Origin of the sequence: Prevotella sp. P5-50, from assembly GCF_002251295.1 — a bacterium.
Taxonomy (GTDB): Bacteria; Bacteroidota; Bacteroidia; order Bacteroidales; family Bacteroidaceae; genus Prevotella.
The window spans coordinates 92,916-111,746 of record NZ_NPJA01000041.1; the positions used below are offsets into that span (position 1 = coordinate 92,916).

Consider the following 18,831-nt stretch of genomic DNA (forward strand, 5'->3'; position numbering starts at 1 on the left):
ACAACGATGGGACAAAATGGGAGGAACATGGGAACTGAAAAGGAGAAACCGACGATGTGGGAATGGGTGCGATATTGCTAATTTATTGCTACAACAAACTAATCGAAAAAACGGGAAAACGACTTGCCATTTTCCAATGGGACGCATCAAGGACATGTTAACGCAGTGTGACAATATAAGCGTGACAATATAACAGTATAACAGTTTTTGAAAAGCAAAAACGGGTGGCAATGGTAGGGGGGCGAGGTCGATAAAAAGATAAAAACCGACGGGAAGAAACAAAAAAAATCCCGACCACACCGGTTGAGAGCGGGTCGGGATTGTGATCATGGAGCGTATGAAAACGCTTTATTTGATGAGCTCAACGCTACGCTGCAAGAACTTGTCGAGCGCTTCGCCCTTGAGCATGCCGTTCTGCAGGAGTGCAAGGTCGATGAGCTGATGTACGACAGCGTTCTGCTTGCCAAAGTCGGCAAACAACTGCTGCTTCTTGTTTTTCTGCTCGGCGATGGCCTTCTCGGTGTTGGCTTTGTCGTCTTTCTCCTCCTGTGAGAGTTCTTCGGGCTTCTTGCCTTCTTGCGACTGGCGCAGGGCAGCCAAACGAGCCTCTTGTCCGCGCAATTCGCTCTCGATGGGTTTGAGGGCATCGGCTGTAGATGAACCACACTCGTCGAGTACGCGTTTCACAAGGGGATGGTCGCTGTTGAGCACGAGGTTGAACGAGTCGGGCATCTGGGCATAGAAATTCATGCCAGCCTGGAAGCGGCTCATCTCCTTCATACGACGCATGTATTCGTTCTGGGTGATCATGACAGGACGGGCATTGGCACCGAGCGCCTGAACTTCGACCATAAACTCGGTCTTGTCGAGATGGGGAAGCTGAGAACGGAATACAGATGACAAATTGGCAGACTCGTCGTCGCTCAAGGTACTTTTTGGCGCATCGTCTTTCACGATGAGGCGGTCGATGATGTCAGCATCGACACGGGTGAAGCGACTCTTCTCAAACTTCTGTTCGAGCATCTGGATGGCAGGCACGTCAAGCTGTCCGTCGAGCAGGAGCACGCTGTAACCCTTGTCTTTGGCAGCCTGAATGTAGCTGTACTGCTCTTCGCGGTCGGTGGCATAGAGATAGACGAGGGTGTCGTCCTTGTCTTTCTGAGTGCTCTCGATGAGTTGTCTGTATTCCTCGAAAGTGAAGTATTTGCCTTCGGTATCTTTGAGCAGGGCAAAGTCTTTGGCGCGGTCGTAGAAGTTTTCGTCGCTCAACATACCGTAGTTGATGAAGAGTTTCAGGTCGTCCCATTTCTCCTCATAGCCCTTGCGGTCTTCTTTGAAGATGGCTTGCAAGCGGTCGGAAACCTTCTTGGTGATATAGGTGGAAATCTTCTTCACCTCGCGGTCGCTCTGGAGGTAGCTGCGGCTGACGTTCAGAGGAATGTCGGGTGAGTCGATGACGCCATGGAGCAGGGTGAGAAACTCTGGCACGATGCCTTCCACCTGGTCGGTGACAAACACCTGGTTGCAGTAGAGCTGAATCTTGTTGCGCTGCAGTTCGATGTTGGACTTGATGCGTGGGAAATAGAGAATACCCGTGAGGTTGAAGGGGTAATCCACATTGAGGTGAATCCAGAAAAGGGGTTCGTCGTGCATGGGGTAGAGGGTGCGGTAGAACGACTTGTAGTCCTCATCCTTGAGGGTTGAGGGAGCCTTGGTCCAGAGGGGTTCTACGCTGTTGATGACATGGTCTTCATCGGTATCCTGCATCTTACCGTCTTTCCACTCCTGTTTCTTGCCGAATACCACGGGCACGGCCATGAACTTGCAGTATTTATTGAGCAATTCTTCAATCTTGTTCTTCTCCAGGAATTCCTTGCAGTCGTCATCTACATGGAGCACGATGTCGGAACCGCGGTCAGCCTTGTCTGCCTCGTCGATCTCGTAGGCAGGACTGCCGTCGCATGACCATTTGACAGCCTTTGCGCCATCTTTGTAGCTCTTGGTGATGATATCCACCCGCTTCGCCACCATGAACGAAGAGTAGAAACCGAGTCCGAAGTGTCCGATGATATTGTTGGCATTGTCCTTGTACTTCTCCAAGAAGTCGTTCACGCCAGAGAATGCAATCTGATTGATGTATTTGTCGATTTCCTCTTCGGTCATACCGATACCGCGGTCGCTGATGGTGATAGTGCCTTTCTCGGCATCGAGGCTGACACGCACGGCAAGGTCGCCCAGTTCGCCCTTGAACTCACCCTGCTGAGCGAGTGTCTTGAGCTTCTGAGTGGCATCGACAGCGTTGGACACCATTTCACGAAGGAAAATCTCATGATCGCTATAGAGAAACTTTTTGATGACGGGGAAGATGTTCTCTGTAGTAACCCCAATATTACCTTTTTGCATGATAGTATATCTTATGTTTTGTTTGCTATGACATACACTTTGCAAATTGCGTGCCAATCTTCTGATGCTGTCATCGATTTTTGAGAAAAGGGATGAAAAAAACAGCACTATTGTTGTTCGGTTCAGAAATTATGATTACTTTTGCGCCACATAATTCTAAAAGTATCAACGATGAACTACGAAGAACTTCTGGCCACACGCCGACAAGGACGACTCTATCAGACAGAACTGCCGATTGGCGAATTCTGCCGCATGCAGATCGACGGAAAGTATCGCAGTGTGGTCCATGTGCGAAAAGAAATGCTCGACAATATCAAGTTTGGTGAAGCTCTGAAAGCCGAGTGTGACCGCAACCTGTCACTTGCTGACAGTCACATCATACACTTCCGTCCTGTGGTGGAACAGGGGGAGATTACACGACTCGACTTGGAACCTGGTCAGTATGTGCCTTTGTGTCATGTGCTCAACGAGCATCCTGCCATTGTGGCTGAACCCCATTTCATGGAGCAGTTTACGCGCGGACTGCTGGAGGCTGCCGCCTTCCTGCACAGTCACGGACTGCACTATGTGTGCTTCTCGCCACAGACCGTATTCCTCCGAAAGGGCGATCAGGCTGTCATGCTCCTCTCGTGTGGTTCCTACTATCAGGCGCTGAGCGACCAGAAGGCTTTCTATGCCGACGGAAAAGCTGACTATGTGGCACCGGAGGTGCTCGAAGGTGGAACCGTGGACGAGCGTTGCGACATCTATTCGATAGGAAAACTGTTGGAGACGGTCTTTGCCGATGCACAACTGCCGTTGGCTTACCGGAAGGCTTTCAAAAAAGCCACCGCACAGATGCCGGAGGACCGCTATGCCTCGCCAGAAGACATGCTACGCAGCATAGACCGCAGACGGGGAACCTATCGGTCGCTGGTGACGCTGGCTGTGGCTGCCGTGGTGGCGTTGCTCGTGGTAGGGCTCTATTTCGACCTCATGCCCGAACAGGAGAATATCGAGTTTGTCAAACCAGCCCCACATACCGCCACCGACGACTTGATAGACGATGGATTCAGACCGGAAGACCTCGGAGTGGTGCCTGCCGACTCGATGTCGGAAGAGGCTGTGGCTACCCAGCGTGAATACAATGCCAAGGCGGAAGAGATATTCCGCAAGCGCTATGAAAAGGAAGCCGACCGCATACTGTCCAAGATCTACAACAGCAAGAATATGGGCAATACGGAGAAAAACTTCAGAGCGATGAGCGAATCAAACGTGAAAGAACTGCTCAAAGCACAGGAGGAGCTGGCTGCCGATGCTGCCATCGACCCCGCCAGAAGTCACGCCATCGCTACGGAAATCATCGAACGGCTGACCAATCAGAAGAAAGCTGCCATTGGCATGGGGTCTAATGCCAACGGGGTGCAGAAATAATAGAATTTTTCATACAATTACACATATAAATAATAATCAGAAAAAATGAGAAGCAGAACAGCAATTTGGTTTGAATGTAAGATTCAATACGAAAAAACCATGGAAGATGGACTTCAGAAGAAGGTGACCGAGTCATACACCGTTGATGCACTCAGTTTCACCGAAGCTGAGAAACGCATCATGGAGGAAATGTCCTCATACATCAGTGGCGAGTTTACTATCAAAGACATCAAAATAGCTCCATATAAGGAAATCTTCTTCAGCGATGAGGAAATGGCTGACAGATGGTATAAGGCTAAACTGCAGTTTATCACCATCGACGAAAAAACGGAAAAGGAGAAGCGTACAGCTGTCAACTACCTGGTGCAGGCTGGAACGCTGAAAGGCGCTGTGGGCAACATAGATGCCGTGATGGGCGGAACCATGATCGACTACGTCATCGCATCGGTGGCTGAAACAACCCTGATGGATGTGTTTGAATACAACAAGACAAAGGTGGACGACAAACCAGAATACGAACAGCAAAACGCATAAGAATATGGATTACGATGTGAAAGGTCATCTTCGCGAGGTGCGCTCACGACTGCCCGAAGGAGTGTGTCTGGTGGCTATCAGCAAGTACCATCCCGTGGAGTATCTCCAGGCTGCCTACGAAGAAGGACAGCGCGTGTTTGGCGAAAGCCATGAGCAGGAGCTCCGACAGAAGGTGGAGGTGCTGCCCAACGACATACAATGGCATTTCATCGGACATCTGCAGACCAACAAGGTGAAATATATCGCTCCGTATGTGTCGATGATAGAAGCGGTGGATTCGCTCAAACTGCTCAAGGAAATAGAGAAGCAGGGTGCTAAAAACAACCGCGTGATTGACGTGCTGCTCGAACTCCATATTGCCGAAGAGGAAACTAAATACGGACTGACACTCGATGCCTGTCGCCAACTGCTCGAAGAGGGCGAATGGCGCAATATGGCGCATGTGCGCATCTGCGGTCTCATGATGATGGCTTCCTATGTGGAGGACGAAGCGCAGATACGCCAGGAATTTCGTACCGCACACAACTTCTTCGATGAGGTGAAGCAACGCTATTTTGCTGAATCGCCATACTTCACACAGCGCTCATGGGGCATGAGCCACGACTATCCTATTGCCGTGGAAGAGGGAAGCACGATGGTGCGCGTGGGTACTGCTATTTTCGGTCCAAGGGTCTATTGACCACCTGGGAACAGCCCACGGTTATTGGTCGGACTTGAAATAATACTGGCCACGCTTCCGCGTAATGCTGCCGTAATTGATGGCATGCGTGGGACAATGGTGGTAACAAGACAAACAACAGGTGCATTGTCCGTTGTGTAACCACACGGGCGGTGCACCTGCTATATCTCCCACAGGACAAACCTTGGCACAAAGACCACACTGGATGCAGGACTGACTATCGACGGTAAATTTGCGGTCGGTTATCATCCAACGGTTGAAAAACGCACCAATCACATAGGAATAGAGGCGGGGAGTGGCACCACGCTCCAGTTCGACAACACCGGTTTCGCAACGCTTGACGGTCTCGGCAATACGCTCCACGACAGTGCGTGCCTCGGCAATCTTCTGATGCTCGCGCGCTGGTGTGTCGGTCAACATGAAAGGCAGGCAAACATAGGTTTCGGGCATGATGACCGAAAACAAGGTGGAGGCATGGAAGCCCTTCTTCCGTAAGTCGTTGTTGAAGATGGTCATGGTCTCACCCGTGTCATCGCCACAGGTGGTGACGGCATAGGTGTAAGTGTTTGGAGAACAGGTGATCGCGACTCTCTCGATAAAGTTGCGCATGATGTGGGGCGGTTGCCATCCATGAGTGGGAAAACAAAAGCCTAAACGCTCGTCGTGCTCCAACGTGTAGTGGAGAGCATTCTGTCTTAATGCTTGGGCAATATCCACCAAGCGCTCGCCCGTGGCTTGTGACAATTGTTGGGCAACCCATCGGGTGTTGCCTGTTCCGGAGAAATAGAATATCATGGGTGCAAAGGTAATGATTATTGATGTAAATGCGCACAATAATCGAATGTTTTTCTTGTATTTCGCTCGGTTTGCACTACCTATGACCTGCGCTCTTAGGTAGGCTGCACCTCGGAAATAAAAGAAAAAATGTGTTTTTCTTTGTATTTCGCTCGGTTTGCACTACCTTTGACCTGCGGTCTTAGGTACTCTCGCTCAATAATAAAAAAGAAAATTGCTTTTTCTTTTTGTATTCTGCTCGCTTAATCGTACCTTTGAGCTGCGCTCTTAGGTAGGCTGCACCTCGGAAATAAAAGAAAAAATGTGTTTTTCTTTGTATTTCGCTCGGTTTGCACTACCTTTGCAAAAAGAAAAATTAAAAATCATGGGAATATTTGGATTCTTTAATAAAGACAAAAAAGAAACACTGGACAAAGGTCTGCAGAAAACGAAAACAAGCGTGTTCGACAAACTGGCACGTGCAGTAGCTGGAAAATCAAAAGTCGATGACGATGTGTTAGACGACCTTGAAGAGGTGCTTATCACAAGCGACGTGGGAGTGGATACTACACTCAAAATCATTGAGCGAATCGAAGAAAGAGTCGCTCGGGATAAATATGTCAGCACAAGTGAACTCAATGGAATACTCCGTGAAGAAATTGCTGCACTTCTCGCTGAAAACAATACAGACGACAACGACTCGTGGGATCTGCCAACAGACCACAAACCCTATGTCATCCTCGTGGTGGGAGTCAATGGAGTGGGAAAAACCACTACCATCGGAAAACTCGCATGGCAATTCAAACAGGCGGGCAAGAAAGTGTATCTGGGAGCTGCGGATACCTTCCGCGCTGCTGCCGTAGAACAACTCTGCATCTGGGGAGAAAGAGTGGGAGTGCCCGTTGTCAAACAACAGATGGGAAGTGATCCTGCCAGTGTGGCGTTCGACACCATCAGTTCGGCTAAAGCCAATGGCGCAGACGTGGTACTGATAGACACCGCAGGAAGACTACACAATAAAGTGGGTCTCATGAATGAGCTCAAGAAAATCAAAGACGTGATGAAGAAAGTGATGCCTGAAGCACCTGACGAGGTGATGCTGGTGCTCGACGGTTCTACAGGACAAAATGCCTTCGAACAGGCTAAGCAGTTCTCGGCAGTCACTCAAATCTCGTCACTCGCCATTACCAAACTCGACGGAACAGCAAAAGGAGGAGTGGTAATAGGTATCAGCGACCAACTCAAAGTGCCTGTGAAATATATCGGACTCGGAGAAGGTATGACCGACCTCCAACTGTTTAATAAAACCCAGTTTGTAGATTCACTCTTTAAGCATGAATAAAAAGAAGAAAACCATAGATTTCATCACCATGGGGTGCTCGAAAAATCTTGTTGACAGCGAGAACCTCATAGGACTCTTCGAAGCCAAAGGCTACGAGGTGACTCACGATAGTGAGCAACCTCAAGGAGATATTGTGGTCATCAATACCTGTGGATTCATTGAAGATGCTAAGCAGGAAAGCATTGACGCAATACTCGAAATGGCACAGGCTAAAACGGAAGGACGACTCGAAAAACTCTTTGTCATGGGATGTCTTTCGGAACGATATCTGGCTGACCTTGAGGCGGAAATACCGGAAGTGGATGGATGGTATGGAAAATTCAACTACAAACAACTGTTGGCTGACCTGGAAGAGTCAATGCCGGATGGGGCACACAGACATCTTACTACTCCCAAACACTATGCGTATCTGAAAATAGCTGAGGGATGTGATAGAAACTGTGCATACTGCGCCATTCCCATTATCACGGGACGACACAAAAGCAGACCTATTGAGGAAATACTCGACGAGGTGAAATATCTCGTAAAACAAGGCGTGAAGGAGTTTCAGGTTATTGCACAGGAGTTGACCTACTATGGGGTGGATATTGACGGAAAGCAGCATATTGCCGAACTCGTGGAGAAAATGGCTGACATAGAAGGCGTGGAGTGGATCAGACTGCATTATGCCTACCCAGCACACTTCCCGTGGGAACTGCTGAAAGTGATGCGAGAGAAAAAGAATGTCTGCAACTACCTCGATATTGCCCTGCAACACATCAGCGACAATATGCTCGACAGAATGCATAGACACGTCAGCAAGGAGCAAACCTATGAACTCATCAGAAAAATGAGAGAGGAAGTGCCGGGAATACACATCAGAACAACACTCATGGTGGGATTCCCTGGGGAAACAGATGAGGACTTCCAGGAACTCATCGAGTTTACCAAATGGGCACGATTCGAAAGAATGGGGGCTTTTGCATACTCCGAAGAAGACGGAACATACTCGGCTAAACACTACAAAGACGATGTGCCGGACGACGTGAAGCAGAACCGACTCGATAGACTGATGCGCATTCAACAGAATATTAGTGCAGAGGTGGAGGCGGAAAAGGTGGGTAAAATCATGCGCGTCATCATCGACAGAACAGAAGGGGAATGGTATATTGCAAGAAGCGAATTCTGCTCACCAGAGGTTGACCCGGAGGTCCTGATACCAGTTAGCGAAACAGAATTGACAATCGGGGAGTTCTATGATGTTCGGATTACCGACGCAGAGGAATTTGACTTATATGCAACAACACGACTATGAACAATAAGGAATTTATCAGCATGCTGTCACAGCGCACTGGTTACGACCAGAGAATCACCCAGAAACTCGTGAGTAATATCGTTACTGCCATGAGCGACGCCTTCGTGGATGACAACAGCGTGGTGGTGCCCAATTTCGGACTCTTTGAAACGAAAAAGAAAATGGAGCGCATCATGGTCAATCCTGCATCGGGAGTACGTATGCTTGTACCACCTAAACTGGTGCTGACATTCAAGCCTACACAAACCTGGAAAGAAAAACTGAAAGGAGACAGACTATGAACAAACTCACACTCAACAATATTGCCAAGGTGTTGGTCGAAAAAAACGGATTGGAACCTAAAGAGGCCATGATGTTTACTACGGCTATGTTCGATCTGATTCACGACAGACTCAACGAAGAGGGAATTGTCAAGGTGAAGGGACTCGGCACATTCAAAATGATACGGGTAGAAGCAAGAGAGAGTATCAATGTCAGAACCGGTGAACGTGTGTTGATAGACAGTCATGCAAAAATTACATTCACACCCGATGCGGTGATGAAGGAACTGGTCAACAAACCTTTCTCGCAATTTGAAACCGTTGTGCTTAACGATGATGTTGAGTTTACCGACATGAAGAGTGAAGAAACTACCGACGAAACAAATAACTCTGAACAATCGGAATCCTTGGTTGATGTTGTAAGTGAAGGGGGAACGCCTGAACCTGCTCCTGAACCTGCTCCAGAGCCAGTTGCCGAAGTTGCTCCCGAACCTGCTCCGGAAGTTGCTCCAGAGCCAGTTGCCGAAGTTGCTCCCGAACCTGCTCCGGAACCTGCTCCCGAGCCAGTTGCCGAACCTACTCCTGAACCAGCTCCAGTAGTTGCTCCCGAGCCAGTTGCCGAAGTTGCTCCTGAACCAACTCCCGTAGTTGCTCCCGAGCCAACCCGAGAGGTTCCCGAACCTACAGTACCTTCTGCCGATGAGGAATCGGAAGAAAATACATCAGCTGTGCAGACATGCTACGAAGAAGATGAAGAAGAATCGCATTGGCATCGCAATATTGGTTGGGCATTCTTGGTCTTGGTGCTGATGGCAGCATCGGCAGTAGGCGGCTACTTATATGGTGTCGGACAAATTCCAAGTCAGACAGCAATGGCTGATACAGTTTCTGCGGTCAAGGTTAATCCTGTTGTGACAGACACATTGGTAAACGATAGTCTGAAAGCCGACTCGGTTGCCGTTAAGACCGAGGCAAAGCACGAAGATAAGGCAGCTTCAGAAGAACAGCCTCAAGAGAAAACAAGTCAGAATCTGCATGACAAATATGCGGAGATGGACGCCCGTGTGCGTACAGGAGCATACAAAATAACCGGACTGGACAGAGAAGTCAAGGTACGCGCTGGAGACAACTTAAAACGCATAGCACGGCGTGAACTCGGAAGCGACGATATGGTGTGCTATATTGAGGTGTTCAACAAAATGAATGCAAGTGCTGAACTCAAAGAGGGGCAGACCATCAAGATTCCTGCTTTGAAACTGAAGAAAAAGAAACAGCGAGACGATTAAAAACAGGCCACAACACGAGCACAGAATGTTGTCAGGCCTAAAAGGATAACGTTAACAAATAGAAAGGATTAGCCTTATGGGAGACAAAATCGATTTCACAACACAAGAGAAAGATACGTCAATGACGCTCTACAATTTGTTGCGCAAAGAAATAGCTACATCGCTCAAAGAGGGTGATGAAGAGAAAATGCGGCAAAAAATCACATGGCTGATAGAGTCGAAGGAACTGCAACGTGACGTGTTTGGATTGAATCCCGTAATGCTGGCCTTTCAGACCGCTAAACTGATAGTAGAGGAAATAGGACTGAAACGCGATGCGGTACTCGCTGTGTTGCTCAACCCGTGTGTGGAGTGTGGACTCATCACACCGGAAGAAACAGAAAAAGAGTTTGGGACTGCCGTGTTCCGCATTCTACGAGGACTGAAACGTATCAAAGAACTCTATCTGAAGAATCCTGTGATAGAAACAGAAAACTTCAGAAACCTCTTACTGTCCTTTGCGGAAGATATGCGCGTCATACTGATTATGATTGCCGACAGAGTGAACCTCATGAGGCAAATACGGGACGCTCAGGATAAAGAACTGCAACGAGAAGTCAGCGAAGAGGCCATATATCTCTATGCGCCACTCGCACATAAACTCGGTCTCTATAAACTCAAAAGTGAACTCGAAGACATGTCGCTCAAATATCTTGAGCACGATGCGTATTATTATATTCGAGAAAAACTCAACGAAACGAAAGAAAAACGAGATGCGTATATTGCTGACTTCATCAAACCTATCAGCGATAAACTGAAAGAGGCGGGGATGAGCTTCCATATTAAAGGACGCACAAAATCCATACATTCTATTTGGCAAAAAATGAAGAAACAGCAATGTGACTTCGAGGGTGTTTATGACCTCTTTGCCATACGCGTCATCCTTGACTCACCACTCGAAAAGGAAAAAATGCTTTGTTGGCAGGTCTATTCGATCGTGACGGATATGTATCAGCCAAACCCCAAAAGACTGCGTGACTGGCTGAGCGTGCCGAAGTCAAACGGATACGAAAGTCTGCATATCACCGTGCTCGGACCGGACAAGAAATGGGTGGAGGTGCAGATTCGAACCGAACGCATGGATGAAGTGGCGGAACGTGGTGTGGCGGCACACTGGAGATACAAAGGAATAAAAGGGGAAAGCGGACTCGACGAATGGCTGACGAATGTCAGAAAGATGCTTGAGACAAGTGACGGAGTAGAGGCCATGGACCAGTTTAAAATGGATCTCTACGAAGATGAAGTCTTTGTCTTTACACCGAAAGGTGATCTCTATAAATTCCCGAAAGGGGCAACAGTTCTTGATTTCGCCTATCACATACACTCTAAGATAGGAAACGCATGTACTGGAGCACGCATCAATAATAGGGTGGTGACCATACGTCAGCAGCTGAGAAGCGGAGACCAGGTGGAAATCATCACATCGACGAATCAGAAACCAAGACAGGAGTGGCTCAATATTGTAAAAACATCAAGGGCCAAATCGAAAATCAGACTGGCGCTGAAAGAAACCCAGGTGAAAGAGGGACTCTTTGCCAAGGAGATGCTGGAAAGAAAGTTTAAAAACAGAAAACTGGAGTTGGAAGACTCTACCATGCAGCACCTCATCAAAAAACTGGGATTCAAAGAGGTTAGCGACTTTTACAAGCAGATTGCTGATGGGTTGCTTGATGTCAACTCCGTCATAGATAAATATGTGGAAATCCAGCAGGGAGAACAGCCTGTCACAGGAAATAATGTGGCACAGACTGCTGCCGACTTCGTGTTGGACAATACTCATCTGCATCAAGATGCCATACAAAGTGACGTGCTTGTTATCGACCGAAATCTCAAAGGAGTGGATTATCAGCTTGCACGCTGTTGTCAACCGATTTATGGAGACAAGGTGTTTGGTTTTGTAACCGTCACAGGAGGTATCAAGATTCACAGGGAGGATTGCCCCAATGCACCAGAGATGCGCAAACGTTTCGGATATCGTATCGTGAAAGCTAAATGGAGCGGAAAGGGGGCCTCGCAGTACACCATTACACTTCGGGTGATAGGAAACGATGATATTGGTATTGTGAACAATCTCACCAACATCATCTCGCGTGAAGAGAAACTGGTGTTGAGAGGTATCAATATCGACTCACACGATGGTCTCTTTAGTGGAAGTCTGGTGGTCATGCTGGACGACACGACACGGTTGGAAGCACTAATAAAAAAGCTTCGCACCGTGAAAGGTGTGAAGCAAGTGGAACGCATTTGACCGAAACAGCATCCTGGAAAACAAGGTTCAGTTTTCTTTGAATGCCACAATGTGTGTCAGGTCGGCGTTGAGATAATAAGTGTCGGAACATTCCAATGTGTCAACATAATATTTCACACGGGTGATGAATAATTTGCGGGTGGGATTGCCATCCGCATATTTTATGCCCTTCTTGTAGCGTTGACCTCCATCTGCCGCCTTGTTGCGCATCTTCTGGATGACGTCGTTGGTAAGTAGAAATGTAGAGTCAATGTCTGTGAAGCGACGGGCATTGATGCTGACCTCATCTTTCATGTTCTTATCCATGAAGTCCTCCACCAAGGCCTCAGCCTCGTGCTGTTGCCCACAAGATGTGAGTAACAGCACGAGTGAGACTATTGTAATGGATAATGACTTGATCATTTGGCAGGAATGTTTTTCAGTATATCAAGCAGATGATCCCATACCATCTGTACGGTAGGAATGTACAGACGCTCGTCGGGGGTGTGGACAAAACGCAGGGTAGGACCGAAGCTCACCATGTCGAGGTTGGGATAACGCTCAGAGAAAAGACCACACTCCAAACCTGCATGAATGCCGCGTACAACAGGTGTCTTGCCGAAGAGCTTCTCATACGATGCAACGACGATTTTCTGAAGGTCGCTGTCTGAACGCATCTTCCAAGCAGGATAACCGTCACCGGTATGTACTTCGGCTCCTGCCAGCATGAAGGCTGCACTTACGGTGTTGCACATGTTGTCGAGATTGGACATTACATTTGAACGTTGAGAGGTGACGATGTTGATTTCGTTTTCAGATGTTGCAACGCTGGCAAAGTTGCTGGAGGTTTCAACCATACCGCCCAAAGCCTCGTCTTGGCAGATGGCTAAAATACCATTGTCAACGGCTTGTACGGCATAGATGAAATTGCGAGCAACCTGCTCCTCAATAACAGGCTCGGCATCGGCAGATTCCATGAACCATTCCATAGATGGGTCGGTCACGTGGAATTCGTCTTCTACATCGCTGGCAAAAATATTCCAGTCTGCGCGGATGTTCTCCTTCAAAGCATTGGGGACGGCAATGACAAAAGAACCGTCGCGGGGAATGGCATTGTGAAGTTTGCCGGAGTTGAACTGGGCCAAACGGATGCCTTCGTATTTCATCATCTCGGCAAAGAGAAAACGTCCCAACAGTTTAATAGCGTTTGCACGCTTCTTGTTGATGTCGTCGCCAGAGTGACCGCCTACCAAACCCTTGACTTGGGCGCGGAGGAAAAAGCTGCCCTCAGGAGCTGCTTCACGCTTGAAGGTGAATTTTACTGTGGTGTTGCGACCACCTGCGCATGATACAAAAATCTCGCCCTCATCTTCTGAGTCAAGATTGATGAGATAATCGCCTGTCATGAATCCGGACTTCATACCCACAGCGCCGCTCAGACCAGTCTCTTCATCACGGGTAAAGACACACTCCACTGGACCATGCTCAATATCATTGCTCTCCAAAATGGCGAGTTCAATGGCGCAACCAATACCGTCGTCGGCACCAAGAGTGGTGCCCTCAGCAGTAAGCCATTCGCCATCAATATAGGTCTTGATGGGGTCTTTGTCGAAATCAAACTCTACATCGACAAGTTTATCGCAAACCATGTCCATGTGGCTTTGCAGTACGACCGTCTTGCGGTTTTCATAGCCAGGAGTGGCTCCCTTGCGGATAATGACGTTGCCGACTTCATCGACATGAGTGTCCAGACTATGGCTTTTACCCCAGTTAGTCAAGTACTCAATCATTTTCTCTTCACGTTTTGATGGACGTGGAATTTCGTTGATCTTCGCGAATTGTTCGAAGACAACAGCAGGTTTTAACTCACTTTTATTCATTATTAATGTTTATTATTGTGGATTTCAGAATTATTTGTTTAACTTTGCAGCGACAAAAGTAAGAAAAATGATTGAAATATTGCTATCGACAGCGTTAATAATTGCTATCAGCGTCACTTTTTTATGTGTGAAGTTGATATTTCGGAAAAATGGCCGCTTTGAGTCGCAACATATTCACGACAGTAAGGCCATGAAAGATCGGGGAATCCATTGTGTCATGGATCAAGATCGCGAAATGCGTCGGAAAAGTCGGTTTGCAGTTTCTGAGCGAATAGAAAAATAATAAAATAAAAATAGAAAAAAACAATGAAAAAGTACGTTTTCAGCACAATGGCCTTTGCTGCCATTGTTGCACTCGCTTCTTGTAATAACGCTGCACCAAAGATGGATGAGCAGCCTGCAAATGAAGCTAATGGTAGTGAGTCAGGAATTAAAATCGCCTACGTTGAGGTTGATTCTCTGATGACACAGTATGATTTCTGCAAGGATTTCACTCTTGTGCTTCAGAAAAAAAGCAATAACGCACGCAATACCCTTAATCAAAAGGGACAGCAGTTGCAGAATGCAATGAACAATTTCCAGCAGAAACTTAACAATAATGGATTTGCAAGCCGAGAACAGGCAGAAAGCCAGCAGTTGGCCATTCAGCGTCAACAGAATGACTTGCAACAGTTGCAGGCTCGCCTGGAAAACGAACTGGCCAACGAGACCCAAACCTATAATGACGGTCTTCGAGACAGTTTGCAGCATTTCCTTGCCGCTTACAACAAGGATAAGAAATACGATATTATTCTGACCAAGCAGGGTGACAATATCCTGTACGCAGCAAAACGTTATGATATTACGCAAGACGTGATAAACGGTTTGAATAAGCATTATAAGTCAACGTTTAAAAAGGCTGACAAGAAAGAAGATAAGAAATAATAAACTGATTAAAATGGGCGTGTCTTGTTGTGGCACGCCTGTTTTGATTTATGCTCAAGATGGACATTCAGAAGATATTCCGGGAATTGCATATCGAAGAGGCTAACGAAATGCAAAAGCAGGTGGGGGAAGTTATCCTTCACGAGAAAAATGATGTGGTAGTGCTCTCGCCCACAGGTTCGGGTAAGACATTAGCATATCTTCTGCCTTTGGTTCAGATGATCGATAGCTCATCGGAAGACGTGCAGGCCTTGGTCGTGGTGCCTGGCCGAGAATTGGCCCTGCAGTCTGACCAGGTGCTTCGAAGTATGAGATGTGGAATCCGTTCTGCCAGTTGTTATGGGGGACGTACTGCCATGGAAGAACACCGGATGCTGAAGGATGTTAAGCCACAAGTGGTATTTGGAACACCTGGACGCCTGAACGATCATCTTGGTAAGGAAAATATCTCTCGCTATGGTGTGCGTTGGCTCATTATAGATGAGTTTGACAAATGCTTGCAGATGGGATTTCAGGATGAAATGCAACGGCTTATTCAATCTTTACCAGGTTTGCGTCGCCGCATTTTATTGTCTGCAACAGATGCCGAAGAAATCCCTGCTTTTGTTTCATTGGCGAAAGCCCATACACTCTCTTTCCTCGATAATCAGGAACAAACCTCGGACCGTGTAACACTTTACGAAGTCAAGAGTCCTGTCAAAGATAAGTTGGAAACGTTGCGGCAATTGTTGCTGGGATTTGGAGATAGTAGTACCATCGTATTCCTTAATTACCGTGATAGTGTAGAACGTGTGGATGGATTCTTGAAAAACAACGGATTTGTTACAAGTTGTTTCCATGGCGGGTTGGAACAAAAGGAGCGTGAGGCTGCACTCTACCGATTCTCTAACGGTTCGGCTAATGTGTTGGTAAGTACGGATCTTGCCTCGCGTGGACTTGATATTCCTGATATTGCCAATATCGTTCATTATCACATGCCAGAGAGCGAAGAAGGTTATGTTCATCGGGTGGGGCGTACTGCCCGTTGGGATGCGAAAGGCAAAGCATTCTTTATTACTGGACCTGAAGAACATATTCCAGACTATGTGAAAGGAAACGTAGAGTCGTATGTCCCGAGCAACGAGAAAAAAAACGTGCCTGTGCCTCGGATGGCTACTATATATATAGGTAAAGGAAAAAAAGATAAGGTGAGCCGTGGGGATATTGTCGGATTCCTCTGCAAGAAGGGAGGACTTGAAGCTGCTGAAATCGGCAAGATCGATGTGAATGACCGTTATACATATGTGGCGGTTAGTCGGGCAAAAATGAATCAGGTTCTGCGTCAGACCCAAGGCGAAAAAATTAAAGGAATTAAGACGGTAATAGAGCCTGTAAGATAGAAATTTGCTACTTCTGAGTGGCAAAATGTAAGAAAATAACTAAAAATGCTTGATTTTTGTGCAAAAATTTGTCCAATTCAAATTAAAAGTGTAACTTCGCGCTGTCTAACAAAACAGTGACAGAATAATAAAATAAATACTAACTCAAATTCACAATCAAAATGAAGAAGTACAACTTTAACGCCGGTCCCTCAATGCTCCCACGTGAGGTGATTGAAAAGACCGCTCAACAGTGTTTAGACTTCAATGGTTCAGGTCTCTCTCTGATGGAGATCAGCCATCGTGCCAAAGATTTCCAGCCTGTAGTGGATGAAGCTGTGGCTCTTGTCAAGGAGCTGCTGCAAGTTCCAGAGGGCTATTCTGTGATTTTCCTCGGCGGTGGTGCTTCGCTGGAGTTTTGTATGATTCCATACAACTTCCTTATTAAGAAGGCTGCTTATTTGAACACAGGTGTTTGGGCAAAGAAAGCCATGAAGGAAGCAAAATTGTTTGGCGAAGTAGTAGAGGTGGCTTCTTCAGCAGATGCCAACTATACTTTCATTCCAAAGGATTGGACTGTGCCCGCTGATGTTGATTATCTCCATATTACAACCAACAATACCATCTATGGTACTGAGATGCGTAAGGATCTGGATGTAAATGTACCTTTAATTGCAGACATGTCTTCTGATATTTTCAGCCGTCCTATTGACGTTAAGAAGTATGATGCAATCTACGCTGGAGCACAGAAAAATCTGGCTATGGCTGGTGTAACAATTGTAATCGTGAAAGACGAGAAATTGGGTAAAGCTCCTCGTGAGATTCCTACCATGCTTGACTATCGTACACACGTAGAAAAGGGGTCTATGTTTAACACTCCTCCTGTGGTCCCCATCTATTCTGCTCTTGAAACTCTCCGTTGGATTAAGAAAAACGGCGGCGTAGAGGTAATGGATAAGCTGGCTCAGAAGCGCGCAGAAATCGTTTACGGAGAAATCGACCGCAACAAGTTGTTCCGTGGAACTGCAGCAACAGAGGATCGCTCGCTGATGAATATCTGTTTCGTAATGAACGACGAGTATAAAGAACTGGAGAAAGAATTCCTTGACTTCGCTGTATCTAAGGGTATGGTAGGTGTGAAGGGACACCGTTCTGTAGGAGGTTTCCGTGCATCATGCTACAATGCTCAGACCATTGAAGGTTGCGAGGCTCTTGTAGCTTGTATGAAAGAATTTGAAGCTAAACATTAATTCTGACAACAATGAAAGTATTAGTAGCAACAGAAAAACCATTTGCAGCAGCTGCTGTCAATGGTATCAAGGCCGAAGTAGAGGCTGCCGGCAACGAACTCGTGTTGCTGGAGAAATATACAGAAAAAGCGCAATTGCTTGATGCAGTGAAAGATGCCGATGCAATGATTATCCGTTCTGATAAGGTTGATGCAGAGGTGCTTGATGCGGCAAAACAATTGAAAATTGTGGTTCGTGCAGGAGCTGGTTATGATAATATTGACCTTGCAGCTGCCACAGCTCATCAGGTAGTGGCTGAGAATACACCAGGCCAAAACTCAAATGCAGTTGCTGAACTTGTATTTGGAATGTTGGTAATGGCTGTTCGTGGTTTCTACAACGGTAAGAGCGGTTCGGAACTGTTTGGTAAGAAACTCGGTATACTGGCTTTTGGTAACGTTGGTCGTAACGTAGCCCGTATCGCCAAAGGATTTGGAATGGATGTTTATGCCTATGATGCTTTCTGCCCAGCAGAAGTCATTGAACAGGCTGGCGTGCATGCAGTAGCCAATCAGGATGCTCTCTTTGAAACTTGCGATGTTGTTTCGTTGCACATTCCTGCTACTCCGGAAACCAAGCAGAGCATTAATTATGCATTGGTAAACAAACTGAAGAAGGGTGGCGTGCTCGTAAATACAGCTCGTAAGGAAGTTATCAACGAACCCGAACTCTTGAAACTCATGGCAGAAAGAGAAGACCTGAAATATGTAACAGACATTATGCCTGAAGCTGATGCGGAATTCCGTAAATTTGAAGGTCGTTACTTCTCTACTCCGAAAAAAATGGGTGCACAGACTGCTGAGGCTAATATCAATGCTGGTATTGCTGCTGCAAAGCAAATCAATGCATTCTTTAAGGATGGTTGCACAAAATTCCAGGTAAACAAATAATTTTTCTAAACTGATATTACCATCGTGATATGTGGTTTCAGCCGTATGTCACGATGGTTCTTTTTTGTCTTTTATCGGACATAGCTAACTCAAGAATAAGGGCAATCTGGCGTGAGGCTTTTGAGGCTTCTGGCGGCTCTTTTTTTTGTTTTAGGTTATTTCTTTTTCTTTTTTTGTAAACTGGTAAATAATGTTTGGTGTACAGTATGCAATACGAAAAAATAGCAACAAAATAGAAA

At 46.8% G+C, this 18,831-nt stretch carries 16 protein-coding genes; 12 read left to right on the plus strand and 4 right to left on the minus strand.

What is annotated here, in order from left to right; translation table 11 throughout:
• Positions 1-348: 348 nt before the first annotated feature.
• The gene (htpG, locus tag CIK88_RS09715) at positions 349-2,403 is read right to left on the minus strand and encodes a molecular chaperone HtpG (protein ID WP_094436152.1); all 2,055 of its coding nucleotides are present in this window, start codon (positions 2,401-2,403) and stop codon (positions 349-351) included.
• A 171-nt stretch (positions 2,404-2,574) separates the two neighbouring features.
• Between htpG and CIK88_RS09720 the strand changes: the two genes are divergently transcribed.
• Genes CIK88_RS09720 through CIK88_RS09730 form a run of 3 tightly spaced genes read left to right on the plus strand, consistent with a single transcriptional unit; the run spans position 2,575 to position 5,029 of the window.
• Entirely contained in the window at positions 2,575-3,816 is a 1,242-nt protein-coding gene (locus CIK88_RS09720) for a hypothetical protein (protein WP_094436154.1), read from the plus strand.
• Positions 3,817-3,861: 45 nt separating this feature from the next.
• A complete protein-coding gene (locus tag CIK88_RS09725) occupies positions 3,862-4,350 on the plus strand; it encodes a DUF4494 domain-containing protein (protein ID WP_094436156.1) in 489 nt (162 codons plus the stop codon).
• A 4-nt stretch (positions 4,351-4,354) separates the two neighbouring features.
• Positions 4,355-5,029: a YggS family pyridoxal phosphate-dependent enzyme gene (locus CIK88_RS09730; RefSeq protein ID WP_094389929.1), complete on the plus strand. Its 675-nt coding sequence runs from the start codon at positions 4,355-4,357 to the stop codon at positions 5,027-5,029.
• A gap of 21 nt (positions 5,030-5,050) precedes the next feature.
• Here CIK88_RS09730 and CIK88_RS09735 read toward each other — a convergent pair whose 3' ends face one another.
• Positions 5,051-5,824: an EFR1 family ferrodoxin gene (locus CIK88_RS09735; RefSeq protein WP_094436158.1), complete on the minus strand. Its 774-nt coding sequence runs from the start codon at positions 5,822-5,824 to the stop codon at positions 5,051-5,053.
• A gap of 364 nt (positions 5,825-6,188) precedes the next feature.
• On the opposite strand from CIK88_RS09735, the gene ftsY reads away from it, so the two are divergent.
• The 5 genes from ftsY to CIK88_RS09760 all read left to right on the plus strand — a co-directional run bounded on the left by ftsY (position 6,189) and on the right by CIK88_RS09760 (position 12,272).
• Entirely contained in the window at positions 6,189-7,145 is a 957-nt protein-coding gene (ftsY, locus tag CIK88_RS09740; RefSeq protein WP_094389893.1) for a signal recognition particle-docking protein FtsY, read from the plus strand.
• Complete coding sequence (gene rimO / locus CIK88_RS09745) at positions 7,138-8,439, plus strand: 30S ribosomal protein S12 methylthiotransferase RimO (RefSeq protein WP_094436160.1); 1,302 nt, start codon at positions 7,138-7,140, stop codon at positions 8,437-8,439. The genes ftsY and rimO overlap by 8 nt, the downstream gene beginning before the upstream one ends.
• On the plus strand, positions 8,436-8,720 hold the full coding sequence (locus tag CIK88_RS09750) for an HU family DNA-binding protein (protein WP_094389895.1): 285 nt from the start codon (positions 8,436-8,438) through the stop codon (positions 8,718-8,720). Before rimO ends, CIK88_RS09750 begins: the two co-directional genes overlap by 4 nt.
• The gene (locus CIK88_RS09755; RefSeq protein ID WP_094436162.1) at positions 8,717-9,985 is read left to right on the plus strand and encodes an HU family DNA-binding protein; all 1,269 of its coding nucleotides are present in this window, start codon (positions 8,717-8,719) and stop codon (positions 9,983-9,985) included. The genes CIK88_RS09750 and CIK88_RS09755 overlap by 4 nt, the downstream gene beginning before the upstream one ends.
• A gap of 76 nt (positions 9,986-10,061) precedes the next feature.
• Positions 10,062-12,272, plus strand: a complete 2,211-nt coding sequence (locus CIK88_RS09760; protein WP_094436164.1) for a bifunctional (p)ppGpp synthetase/guanosine-3',5'-bis(diphosphate) 3'-pyrophosphohydrolase — start codon at positions 10,062-10,064, stop codon at positions 12,270-12,272.
• A gap of 27 nt (positions 12,273-12,299) precedes the next feature.
• Here CIK88_RS09760 and CIK88_RS09765 read toward each other — a convergent pair whose 3' ends face one another.
• Positions 12,300-12,674: a hypothetical protein gene (locus tag CIK88_RS09765; RefSeq protein ID WP_094436166.1), complete on the minus strand. Its 375-nt coding sequence runs from the start codon at positions 12,672-12,674 to the stop codon at positions 12,300-12,302.
• Complete coding sequence (locus CIK88_RS09770; protein ID WP_094389899.1) at positions 12,671-14,131, minus strand: aminoacyl-histidine dipeptidase; 1,461 nt, start codon at positions 14,129-14,131, stop codon at positions 12,671-12,673. Before CIK88_RS09770 ends, CIK88_RS09765 begins: the two co-directional genes overlap by 4 nt.
• 306 nt (positions 14,132-14,437) lie before the next feature.
• Between CIK88_RS09770 and CIK88_RS09780 the strand changes: the two genes are divergently transcribed.
• The 4 genes from CIK88_RS09780 to CIK88_RS09795 all read left to right on the plus strand — a co-directional run bounded on the left by CIK88_RS09780 (position 14,438) and on the right by CIK88_RS09795 (position 18,592).
• Positions 14,438-15,055: an OmpH family outer membrane protein gene (locus tag CIK88_RS09780; protein WP_094389901.1), complete on the plus strand. Its 618-nt coding sequence runs from the start codon at positions 14,438-14,440 to the stop codon at positions 15,053-15,055.
• Positions 15,056-15,114: 59 nt separating this feature from the next.
• On the plus strand, positions 15,115-16,434 hold the full coding sequence (locus tag CIK88_RS09785; RefSeq protein ID WP_094436204.1) for a DEAD/DEAH box helicase: 1,320 nt from the start codon (positions 15,115-15,117) through the stop codon (positions 16,432-16,434).
• A 161-nt stretch (positions 16,435-16,595) separates the two neighbouring features.
• Positions 16,596-17,663 (plus strand): 3-phosphoserine/phosphohydroxythreonine transaminase, encoded by a 1,068-nt coding sequence (gene serC, locus CIK88_RS09790; RefSeq protein ID WP_094436168.1) that lies wholly within the window; start codon positions 16,596-16,598, stop codon positions 17,661-17,663.
• Positions 17,664-17,674: 11 nt separating this feature from the next.
• A complete protein-coding gene (locus CIK88_RS09795; protein WP_094389903.1) occupies positions 17,675-18,592 on the plus strand; it encodes an NAD(P)-dependent oxidoreductase in 918 nt (305 codons plus the stop codon).
• The last annotated feature ends 239 nt before the right edge of the window (positions 18,593-18,831 follow it).